General features: G+C 69.3%; 11 protein-coding genes. 3 read left to right on the top strand and 8 right to left on the bottom strand.

Annotated elements, in window-relative coordinates; all coding sequences use genetic code 11:
- A partial coding sequence (locus ACFWQC_RS28030; protein WP_378686038.1) for an HNH endonuclease signature motif containing protein occupies window positions 1-207 on the top strand: 207 nt, incomplete at its 5' end.
- A gap of 60 nt (window positions 208-267) precedes the next feature.
- Here the strand turns inward: ACFWQC_RS28030 and ACFWQC_RS28025 are convergent.
- From ACFWQC_RS28025 to ACFWQC_RS27995, 7 genes are all read right to left on the bottom strand, one after another.
- Window positions 268-612 (bottom strand): hypothetical protein, encoded by a 345-nt coding sequence (locus ACFWQC_RS28025; RefSeq protein ID WP_378686036.1) that lies wholly within the window; start codon window positions 610-612, stop codon window positions 268-270.
- Window positions 613-664: 52 nt separating this feature from the next.
- A complete protein-coding gene (locus ACFWQC_RS28020; RefSeq protein WP_378686034.1) occupies window positions 665-2,044 on the bottom strand; it encodes an MFS transporter in 1,380 nt (459 codons plus the stop codon).
- Entirely contained in the window at window positions 2,037-2,948 is a 912-nt protein-coding gene (locus ACFWQC_RS28015; protein ID WP_378686031.1) for an amidohydrolase family protein, read from the bottom strand. Before ACFWQC_RS28015 ends, ACFWQC_RS28020 begins: the two co-directional genes overlap by 8 nt.
- Window positions 2,949-2,952: 4 nt before the next feature.
- The gene (ligK, locus tag ACFWQC_RS28010) at window positions 2,953-3,636 is read right to left on the bottom strand and encodes a 4-carboxy-4-hydroxy-2-oxoadipate aldolase/oxaloacetate decarboxylase (protein WP_378686028.1); all 684 of its coding nucleotides are present in this window, start codon (window positions 3,634-3,636) and stop codon (window positions 2,953-2,955) included.
- A gap of 119 nt (window positions 3,637-3,755) precedes the next feature.
- On the bottom strand, window positions 3,756-4,805 hold the full coding sequence (locus ACFWQC_RS28005; protein WP_378686025.1) for an amidohydrolase family protein: 1,050 nt from the start codon (window positions 4,803-4,805) through the stop codon (window positions 3,756-3,758).
- Window positions 4,802-5,974 (bottom strand): 4-oxalomesaconate tautomerase, encoded by a 1,173-nt coding sequence (locus ACFWQC_RS28000; RefSeq protein ID WP_378686022.1) that lies wholly within the window; start codon window positions 5,972-5,974, stop codon window positions 4,802-4,804. Before ACFWQC_RS28000 ends, ACFWQC_RS28005 begins: the two co-directional genes overlap by 4 nt.
- A gap of 59 nt (window positions 5,975-6,033) precedes the next feature.
- Complete coding sequence (locus tag ACFWQC_RS27995) at window positions 6,034-6,504, bottom strand: Lrp/AsnC family transcriptional regulator (RefSeq protein WP_378686020.1); 471 nt, start codon at window positions 6,502-6,504, stop codon at window positions 6,034-6,036.
- Between the two features lie 119 nt (window positions 6,505-6,623).
- Here ACFWQC_RS27995 and hppD point away from each other — a divergent pair, with 119 nt between their 5' ends.
- Window positions 6,624-7,829, top strand: a complete 1,206-nt coding sequence (gene hppD / locus ACFWQC_RS27990; protein WP_378686017.1) for a 4-hydroxyphenylpyruvate dioxygenase — start codon at window positions 6,624-6,626, stop codon at window positions 7,827-7,829.
- 126 nt (window positions 7,830-7,955) lie between these two features.
- On the opposite strand, the gene ACFWQC_RS27985 is transcribed toward hppD, so the two are convergent.
- On the bottom strand, window positions 7,956-9,755 hold the full coding sequence (locus tag ACFWQC_RS27985; protein WP_378686014.1) for a bifunctional sugar phosphate isomerase/epimerase/4-hydroxyphenylpyruvate dioxygenase family protein: 1,800 nt from the start codon (window positions 9,753-9,755) through the stop codon (window positions 7,956-7,958).
- Window positions 9,756-9,837: 82 nt separating this feature from the next.
- Here ACFWQC_RS27985 and ACFWQC_RS27980 point away from each other — a divergent pair, with 82 nt between their 5' ends.
- The gene (locus ACFWQC_RS27980; protein ID WP_378686012.1) at window positions 9,838-10,458 is read left to right on the top strand and encodes a TetR/AcrR family transcriptional regulator; all 621 of its coding nucleotides are present in this window, start codon (window positions 9,838-9,840) and stop codon (window positions 10,456-10,458) included.
- The last annotated feature ends 66 nt before the right edge of the window (window positions 10,459-10,524 follow it).

Genomic DNA, 10,524 nt, shown 5'->3' with positions numbered 1-10,524 from the left:
AGGTCGGCGACGTGTGAGGCCGAGGGCTGTGACATCCCGGGCACGTGGGCCGAGGCCCACCACTGGATCGCCTGGGCCCAAGGCGGCCCAACCGATCTCGACAACGCCGCCCTGCTCTGCAGTCATCACCACCATCGCGCCCACGACGCCGCGTACCTCCATGAACGCCTCCCCAACGGCGACATCCGCTTCACCCGACGCACATAAACCGACACCCCGGAACCGACACCCCGGCGCGTACGGCACGACATGCATCAGCCGAGCCAGTTACACAAAGATTCCGACAGACCCGAGGCGGCCGATGAGTAGGCCGGCGAGGGTCATCATCACGAAGCCGAGGTCGGTGCGGCCCGCGGCCAGCGACAGGGACGAGCAGCGCAGTGCCGTACGTCCGATGCCGGGTGTGGCGCGCTCGGTGACGACGACGCTGTGGTGCTCGTAGTCGTCCCAGGTGCGCAGGTATGTGTGGTCGCCGTCCTGCCCCGAGACGGTCAGGCCGAGGAAGTCGGTGAAGAACGCCACCGTCGCCGCAGGGGTGGGGGTGAAGAGCTGGGCGTGACCGATGTGCGCCACATCGCCCAGCGGTGGGCGGGTGGGGGTGTCGGCGACCATCCGCTAGAGCGTGGTCAGGTTCTCCGGAACTGGGTTGGTCATGTTCAGTCCTTCAGCGTGACGTTGCCGGGACGGCGGCGGCCTCGGCGGCCAAGCGGGCCTTGCGGGTGGCCGGGCCGAAGATCGCCAGGACGAGTGCCCCGACCACCCAGGTGCCGGCGATGAAGTAGAAGACGGCCTGGTACCCCAGCCCGCTGTAGAGACCGGCGATGATCAGCGGGCCGGCGGCGTTGGAGAGCCTGCCGAGACCGTAGGAGAGCGAGGTGCCGAGGGAGCGGCCCCTGGTGTCGTAGAGCTCGGGGGAGTAGGCGTAGGCCAGCGCGGTGTAGCCGCGCTCGAACAGGTTCACCAGGAACCCGAAGGCGACGATCAGCAGCGGCGTGAAGGTCAGCCCGTAGAGCAGACCGGACCCGGCGATGATCAGGCCGAAGACGACCAGGCACCACTTGCGCTCGTAGCGGTCGGTGACCAGCGAGGCCAGGAAGGAGCCGAGCGGGGCGCCGATGGTGGTCAGCGCGACGTAGAAGATCGAGTCCTCGACGCTGACGCCCTCGGCCGCCAGCAGGGTGGGCGCCCAGGAGGAGAAGCCGAAGAAGCCGATCGTCTGGGAGATCCACAGCACCGAGAGCAGGATCGTCGGGTAGAGGAACCGCTTGTCCTTCAGCATCGCCAGCCCGGGCCGCGTGGCCGGGCCGGCGTCGAGCGGCGGCAGCGCCTCGGGGAGGGTGCCGTGCTCGGCCGTCGCGTCCCGCTCCAGACCGGCCAGGATCTCCTCGGCCTCCGCATGGCGTCCCCGCGACTCCAGCCACTGCGGCGACTCGACCAGGCGGCGTACGAAGAAGAGGAAGAGGACACCGAGAGCGCCCCACAGGAAGACCAGGCGCCAGGTCCAGTCGGCGAGCGGCACCACCGCGGCAGCGATCAGGTTGGTCGCCGGGGTGCCGCAGATCCCGATCATGATGACGTACGCCTGGAACTTGCCGCGCTTGGCGCGGGGGAAGAGCTCGTTCATGTAGACCACGGCGACCACGGTCATCGCGGAGAGCCCGGCGCTGGTCATCACTCGGAAGAAGCCCATCGAGACGATGTCCCAGGCGAAGACGCTGGCGAAGGACCAGATCGAGAACCAGATGGTGGTTGCCACGAGCGTACGTTTCCGGCCGAGCCGGTCGGCCAGGGCGCCGGCCACCACGGATCCGAGGAACATGCCGACGAAGGAGAGGGAGGTGACGTACGCGATGTGGTTGATCGTCACGCCCCACTGCTCGCGCATCACCGGCGCGGTCGTGGCGAAGGTGTTGATGTCGGCGAACTCGAAGAAGTAGGCGAACGCGAGGGCGACGGTGGCGAGCTTGTGGAACCTGGAGATCGGCAGCCGGTCGAGCCGGTTGGCTGCGTTGGTGGGGGTGCTGGTGGGGGTGAGGTCAGGCACTGCGCTCTCCTTCGGGCCAGTACAGGCGCATGGGGTTGTCCACGAGCAGCGCCTGCTGCAGCTCGGGGGTGGGGGCGATGTGCGGGATGTGATCGACCAGCAGCCCGTCGTCGGGCATGTGGTCCTTCAGGTTGGGGTGGGGCCAGTCGGTGCCCCACAGGACGCGGTCGGGGAAGCGCTCGACGACCTTGCGGGCGAACGGGACGACGTCCCGGTAGGCCTGCCGCTGACCGTCCAGGGCCGGCGGGCCGGTCACGGTGAGGCGCTCGGGACACGAGACCTTGACCCAGACGTCGTTGGCCGCGACGAAGTCGAGGAACTCCGCGAACTCGGGACCGTCGGGGTCCTTGGTCACGTCGGGGCGGCCCATGTGGTCGACGACCAGCGGCACCGGCAGACTCGCGAAGAAGTCCTTCAGGTCGTGCAGATCCGCGGCTTCGAAGTAGATCACCACGTGCCAGCCGAGCGGGGCGATCCGGGCTGCGATCGTCTCGAGGGCGGCGGTCGGCGTGACGTCGACGAGGCGCTTGACGAAGTTGAAACGTACGCCCCGCACCCCCGCTTCATGGAGGCTGGCGAGCTCCTCGTCGGGGACGTCGGTCCTGACCGTGGCGACCCCGCGGGCGCGGCCGTCGGAGTGCTGGAGCGCGTCGACCAGAGCGCTGTTGTCGGCGCCGTGGCAGGTCGCCTGGACCAGGACGTTGCGGGCCAGGCCGAGATGGTCGCGGAGCGCGAAGAGCTGGTCCTTGGACGCGTCGACGGGGGTGTACTTGCGCTCCGGCGCGAACGGGAACTCCTCGGCCGGGCCGAAGACGTGACAATGGGCGTCGACCGCGCCCTCGGGGAGCGTGAAGGTGGGCTTGGCCGGTCCTTCGAACCAGTGCAGCCAGCCGGGGGTGACCATCGGATCAGTCCTTGTAGGTGAGGCCGAGCTCGGCGAGCTTCGGGCGCATGTCGTAGATGTCGAGGCCGAGCTCGCCGGCTTCGAAGCGGGTCCGCTTGCCGGCCTCGGCCTCCTCGCGCCTGCGGGAGGCCTCGGCGACCTCGGCCGCGCGGGCGGCCGGGACGACGACCACGCCGTCGGCATCGGCGACGACCACGTCACCGGGGTTGACCAGCGCGTTCGCGACGTTGACCGGGACGTTGACCGAGCCGAGGGTGGCCTTGACGGTGCCCTTGGCGTTGATCGCCCTGGAGAAGACCGGGAAGCCCATCTCGCGCAGCTCGTCGACGTCTCGGCAGCCGCCGTCGATGACCAGGCCGCGGGCGCCGCGGCTGCGCAGCGAGGTGGCCAGCAGCTCGCCGAAGAAGCCGTCCTCGGACTCGGTCACGCAGCCGGCCACGACGACGTCACCGTCCTGGACCTGTTCGGCGGCGACGTGCAGCATCCAGTTGTCGCCGGGCTGGAGCAGCACGGTCACGGCCGTACCGCACAGCCTCGCGCCCTCGTAGACCGGGCGGATGTAGGGCCGCATCAGCCCCAGGCGCCCCATCGCCTCATGGATCGTGGCGACACCGAACTGCGCCAGGGCGTCGACGGCCTCGCGGTCGGCGCGGTCGATCTTGGTGTGAACTACTCCGAGCTCGTGCACGTGGTGGTCTCCTTGCTGGGGGTTTCGCGCGGGGCGGCGGGGTGTAACACGCTGTTCGTCGGACTATCCGGTCGTTCATTTAGGGCGAGTAGTCCTACGAACGACGTGTTACATGGGCTTCAGCGGCCCTGAGCGGTGAGCCGCTGGTCGAGGCGGGGGTAGACCCGGCGGGCGTTGGTCTCGGTCAGGGCGGCTAGCTCGGCCTCGGTGAGGGCGTTGCGGGCGGCGTACGTCTCGACGTAGCGACGGGTGTCGTCGAAGTGGTGACCGGTGTCCGGGTCGATGCCACGTACGGCGCCGATCATCTCCGAGGCGAACAGCACGCTGCTGTGCGGAACGACGTCGAGGAGGAGGTCGATGCCGGGCTGGTGGTAGACGCAGGTGTCGAAGAAGACGTTCTTCATCAGCGTCTCGGTCGGATCAGGGCGCCCGAGGGCCTGGGCCAGACCGCGGAAGCGGCCCCAGTGGTAGGGGACGGCGCCGCCGCCGTGCGGGATCACCAGGCGCAGGTCGGGGAAGTCGCCGAAAAGATCACCAGTGAGGTCGCCGGTCAGCAGCTGCATGAACGCGGTCGTGTCGGCGTTGAGGTAGTGGGCGCCGGTGGTGTGGAAGGCCGGATTGCAGCTGGTGGAGACGTGGATCATGGCCGGTACGTCGAGCTCGGAGAGCTTCTCCCACACCGGATACCAGGATCTGTCGGTCAGCGGAGGGGAGTCCCAGTGGCCGCCGGAGGGATCGGGGTTGACGTTGACCGCAACCGCGCCGAGCTCGGTGACCGCCCGATCGATCTCGGCGACCGTGGTGGCGGGATCGACTCCGGGCGACTGCGGCAGCATCGCGCCGGCGGCGAACCGGGTCGGGTAGAGCTCGGCCACCCGGGCGCACAGGTCGTTGCAGATCCGCGCCCACTCGGTGGAGGTCGAGAGGTCGCCGATGTGGTGGGCCATGAACGAGGCCCGCGGGGAGAAGACGGTCAGGTCGATGCCGCGCTCGTCCATCTGCCGCAGCTGGTTGGCCTCGATGGTCTCCCGGATCTGGGCGTCGGAGATCTGGGGTCCGGCCGGGTCCGGCGCGACGCTCGGGTCGGTCAGTGCCGCGACCTGCGCGTCGCGCCACTCGCCTAGCGGGGCCGGCGCGGTCGTGTAGTGGCCGTGGATGTCGATGATCATGCGGAGTCTCCCCGGCGGACGACGCTCGGGACCATGGCCTGACCGGCCATGATCAACCGAGCAGTACGCAGCAGAGCGGATCGGGTCACCCGCGTCGGGTCGTCGGGGTCGAGGCCGAGGGTCACGCTGAACTCGCCGGTGGGGTGCTCGACGCTGAGCGTGGTCTCAGCGCCAGTGGTCGCAGGGAGCACGGCGAGGTCGTACGCCACCGAGCCCGGCAGCACCGCGGCGGTCGCCGCGGTGACGGCGGCCAGGACCCCGATCGAGCGGTGGGTGTGGCGGGGGATCAGGCTGCGGGTGCTGATCGCACCGCCGCCCCTGGGGGCGGAGACGAGCGTCATCTTCGGGTAGGGCTTCTCCGTCACGTCGCCCAGACCCATCGCGTGGCCGGCGACGATCCGCAGCGCCTCGATCCGTGCCCGGAGCGCGTCGTCGGCGTCGATCTCCTCGGGGCCCTCGGCGCCGGTCGCGCCGAGGTCTCGGGCGTCGACGAGCACCAGCGGCTGGCCGTTGTCGATCAACGTGACGTCGACCGAGCCGACGCCGGGGACGTTGACGGTGTCGCGCACGTTGCCGGTCGGCAGCAGGCTCCCGGCCACCGAGCCGGCGGTGTCGAGGAACCCGATCCGCACCGGCGCCGCCGTGCCGGGGACGCCGTCGATGCGGGCGTCGCCGTCGTAGCGTACGAAGCGCTGCCCGTCCGGTCCTGCGGGCGTCTGCACGGTGATCTCGGCGACCGCCCCGGTGTTGCGGGTGAGGACGCGTGCCGTGGTGGTGTCGCCGTCGGGAATCACCATGCCGGTCTCGATCGCGAACGGCAGCACCGCGGCGAGCATGTTCCCGCAGTTGGGTGTCGTGTCGACCCGGTCCGAGTCGGGCTGGAGCTGGGCGAAGGTCCACTCGACGTCGATGCCCCGCTCGTCCCCGGCAGGCCCGGGCGCGACGATGCCGGCCTTGCTGGTCAGAGGGTGACCGCCGCCCATCCCGTCGATCTGGAGCGGGTCGGGTGAACCCATCACCGCCAGCAGCACCGCGTCACGCTGCGCGGTGTCCGCGGGAAGGTCGCGGGCGTCGAAGAACGGCCCGCGAGAGGTCCCGCCGCGCATGAGGAGACACCGCACGGGTGTCTGAGGTCGGAGGTCTGAGGGATGACGCACGTCACAGACCATAGATCATTCACAAGATTGTTAGCAATCTCGTCAACGAATACCGTCCCTCGGGCGGCCGATCAGCGCGGTGTGGCTCCGGTGCGCAGCAGGTCGAGAGTGCGCGGCTCGATCAGGGTGGAGAGGGTGACCACGCTGGTCGAGCGGACGACGGCGTGGGACTGGTCGATGCGTACGAGCACCTCCTGGAGCTTCGCGTGCGACCCGGTCGCCACCTTGCAGAAGACGTCGAAGGAGCCCGTGGTGACGTACGCCTCCAGCACCTCAGGTATCTCGGCGAGGTCGCGACGTACGTCCTCGAGGGCTCCCTGGGAGATCTCCAGGGTCACGAACGCCTGCACCGTGTGGCCGGCGGCGGCCGGGTCGACCGTCGGTGCCCAGTCGCGGATCACGCCCGCCTCGGTCAGCTTGCGCAGCCGGCTCTGCACAGTCGCGCGGGCGACGCCGGCGACCCGGGAGAGCTCGAGGTCGCCGACTCGCGGGTGGGCGTGCAGGGCCTCCAGCAGGGTGACGTCGAGGTCATCGAGGTTCATGGCTCGATGGTAGTCAGATTGTCTAGCCATACGTGACAACGGCTGGTCGGATCTGACAGATTGACCAGCGCGTGGTGGTCAACTTGTTTGGTGTGACTCGGCCCACTTGACTTGCCCGCATGACGCTTGCAGACACCCTGACCAACCAAGAGAAGCTCGCCGGACTCGGGCTGGCCGAGCTGGAGCAGCTCGTCGGCCTGGTGGCCTACGACGACACCTCCGACCCCTTCCCGGTCACCGGCTGGGACGCGGTTGTGTGGGCCGTCGGCAACGCCACCCAGACCGCCCACTTCTTCCAGAGCGCCTTCGGCATGGAGCTGGTCGCCTACTCCGGTCCCGAGACCGGCAACCGCGACCACCACTCCTACGTGCTGCGCAGCGGGGGAGTTCGGTTCGTGATCAAGGGCGGCGTCGCGCCCGAGAGCGAGATCATCACCCACCACGCCCGTCACGGTGACGGCGTCATCGACATCGCCCTCGAGGTGCCCGACGTCGACCGCTGCATCGAGCACGCTCGCAAGCAGGGCGCCCGCGTCCTGGAGGAGCCCCACGACGTGAGCGACGAGCACGGCACCGTACGTGTCGCCGCCATCGCCACCTACGGCGAGACCCGCCACACGCTGGTCGACCGGTCCGGCTACGACGGCCCCTACCTGCCCGGCTATGTCACCCGCGCCTCGACGCTGAAGAAGCCCGAAGGCGCCCCCAAGCGTCTCTTCCAGGCGCTCGACCACGTCGTCGGCAACGTCGAGCTCGGCAAGATGGACGAGTGGGTCGACTTCTACGGCCGCGTCATGGGTTTCACCAACATGGCCGAGTTCATCGGAGACGACATCGCCACCGACTACTCCGCGCTGATGTCGAAGGTCGTGGCCAACGGCAACCACCGGGTGAAGTTCCCGCTCAACGAGCCGGCGATCGCCAAGAAGAAGTCGCAGATCGATGAGTACCTGGAGTTCTACCAGGGCCCCGGCGCCCAGCACCTCGCGCTGGCCACCGGCGACATCCTGGCCACCGTCGACGCGCTGCGCGACGCCGGGATCGAGTTCCTCAACACCCCCGACTCCTACTACGAGGACCCCGAGTTGCGCGCCCGGATCGGGGAGGTGCGCGTGCCGATCGAGGAGCTGCAGAAGCGCGGCATCCTGGTCGACCGCGACGAGGACGGCTACCTGCTGCAGATCTTCACCAAGCCGATCGGCGACCGCCCCACGGTCTTCTTCGAGATGATCGAGCGCCACGGCTCCCTCGGCTTCGGCAAGGGCAACTTCAAGGCCCTCTTCGAGGCCATCGAGCGTGAGCAGGAGCGCCGCGGCAACTTCTGATCCCGCTGGTCGAGCCGGATTCGTGAGGAACGAGCGAATCCGTGTCGAGACCAACACGGTTCGTACGCGACTGTGTTGGTCTCGACACGCTCGCTGCGCTCGCGGCTCGACCGACGGCGGCGGGGGTCAGCCCGCCTGGGTGACCAGGCGGACCGGCGCATTCCCCGCGCCGTAGCCGTCGTAGCGGGCGCGGCGCTCGACGAGCTCGAAGAAGGCCTCGCCGACGGTCTCGGTGTAGCAGTGCAGGTATTCACCGTCGGCGTCGCGGTCGTAGAGCAGGTCGAGCTCGCGCAGGGTGGCGACGAGGTCGTCGGCGAGGCCGAAGCGGGCGACCAGGTCGTCGTAGTAGTTGCCCGGGACCTCGAGCGGCCGTAGGCCGCGTTCCCGGGCGGCCGTGACGACCCCGATGATGTCGTGGCAGGCGAGCGCGATGTGCTGAGCATGGCCCTGCTGATCGTTGGGGAGCTGCCCGCTTGGGAGCAGGTTGAGCGGAAGACGTACGCCGCCGGCCGGTGAGCTCATCACCTGGCTGCGTACGAGACCGGCCGGGCCGGCTACCTCCTGGCTCGCCTGCGGCGTCAGCGACAGCACGCTGGTGTAGAAGAGGACCGCCTCGTCGAAGCTGTGCCAGGGCTGGACCAGGTTGACGTGGTCGATCCGGGCGCCGCGCCCGGCGCTCGACACTCCGCCGTCGAACTCGCCGATCCAGTCCTCGGCGTGGGAGAGGAAGACCTCGGTGCCGTCGGGGGAGGTGAAGGCGCGCAGAGCCTGCTCACCGGCGTACGTCCGGCGGTGGACCGGCGGCGCCATCAGCCGGGCGGCGCGCTCGGCGGCCGGGTCCGAGTCGGCGAGGTCGAAGCCGACGGCCGCGATGCGCGGCTCAGGGGAGGCGCTGGGTACGTCGTTGCACACGACGCGGGCCGCACCCCAGGTCCACAGGCGCACCTGCTTGCTGCGGTGGCGGCCGCCGAAGTCGAAGCCGAGCTGCTCGAGCAGCACCTCGACACCGGAGGTGTCGGATGCCTTGATCTCGACGAAGTCGAAGGCCTCGGGCGCGGCCACCTGTGGCAGCCGGGGGAGCGGACCCGCGTCGCGGTCGGTCTCCTCGCCGAGCAGATCGGCGGTGCGGTCGGCGAGCCAGCGCAGCGAGCGCTGGGCCTGGCGGGCGGTGCGGACCGGGTCGGTCTGGCGGAAGGTGTCGTTGAAGACCTCCAGCGACAGCGGGCCGTCGTAGCCGGCGCGCAGGACGTGGCCGAGGAAGGCCGGCAGGTCGAAACTGCCCTCACCGGGGAAGAGCCGGTGGTGGCGGCTCCAGGAGAGCACGTCCATGCTGAGCGCGGGGGCGTCGGCGAGCTGCAGGAAGAAGATCTTCTCGGCCGGGATCTCCTCGATCTGCTTGGGGTCGTGGCCGCGCGAGAGGATGTGGAAGCTGTCCAGGCAGATCCCGATGTTGGGGTGGTCGGCGAGCTCGACGATGCGCCACGAGCGCCGGTAGTCGTCGACGAAGCGTCCCCAGGCGAGCGCCTCGTAGGCGAGCCGGATGTCGTACGTCGCCGCGAGCTCGCCCAACCGGCGCAGCTGTCCGGCGGAGACCTCGTCGTCGTCGACGGTCGCGGTGCCGACGTTGCTGCAGACCAGTATCAGGTCGATGCCGAGCCGACGCATCAGATGGAACTTCGCCTCGGCGCGGTGCAGCACGTCGCCGAAGGCGGTCTCGTCGACGCCCTCGGCGTCACGGAATGGCTGGTAGAGGTCGAGGGTCAGGCCCAGCCGAGACGCCAGCGCCCGGATCTCCTCGGGGGACTGGGGTGCGGCGATGAGGTCGGGCTCGAAGATCTCGATCGCGTCGAAGCCGGCTTCGGCCGCGGCGTACATCTTCTGGACCAGACCGCCGCTGAGGCAGACCGTGGCGATCGAGGTGCGCATGGTTCTCCGTTCGTCGCTAATGTACGAAACGGTACATACATTGTGGTGCGTTGGGAAGCCCGTCGTGCTCTAGGCTCGGGGCATGGTTCAGTCGCGTGATGCCGAACGCACCCGATCCGAGCTGCTCGAGGTTGCCACCGAGGTTTTCTCGGAGCAGGGCTATTCGGGCGCCCGGGTCGACGAGATCGCCGAGCGCACCCGCACCACGAAGCGGATGATCTATTACTACTTCGGCGGTAAGGAGGGGCTGTTCCTGGCCGTGCTCGAGGCTGCCTATCGCAGGATCCGTGAGCTCGAGCAGAGTCTGCACGCCGGCGACCTCGAGCCGGTCGACGCGATCCGTCGCATCGCCGAGCTCACCTTCGACCACCATGTCGACCACCCCGACTTCATCCGCCTCGTCTCCGTCGAGAACATCCACCGTGGCCGGCACCTGGAGAAGGTCGAGTCGCTGCGCGAGCTCGGCGCCCCGGCCGCCAGCGTCCTCGACGAGGTCCTCGCCCGCGGCCGCGCCTCCGGCGAGCTCCGCTCCGACGTCGACGCCATCGACGTGCACATGATGATCAGCTCCTACTGCGTCTTCCAGGTGGCCAACAGCGCCACCTTCGGCTTCCTGTTCGGTCGCGACATGCTCGCGTCCGACGTACGCGAGCGCCACCGCCGCATCCTCGGCGACATCGTCGTCGGCTGGCTCACCGCCTGATCGAGAGGTCAGTCACGTCGGCCGAGGCGTCACGCGCGTCGGCCGAGTGGGCAGCCCTGTGCCAAC

It is taken from the genome of Nocardioides sp. NPDC058538, assembly GCF_042719275.1.
In the GTDB taxonomy this organism is placed as follows: domain Bacteria; phylum Actinomycetota; class Actinomycetes; order Propionibacteriales; family Nocardioidaceae; genus Nocardioides.
Note: the sequence above shows the minus strand (reverse complement) of the source record. Positions and strands in the feature narration are given on the sequence as shown.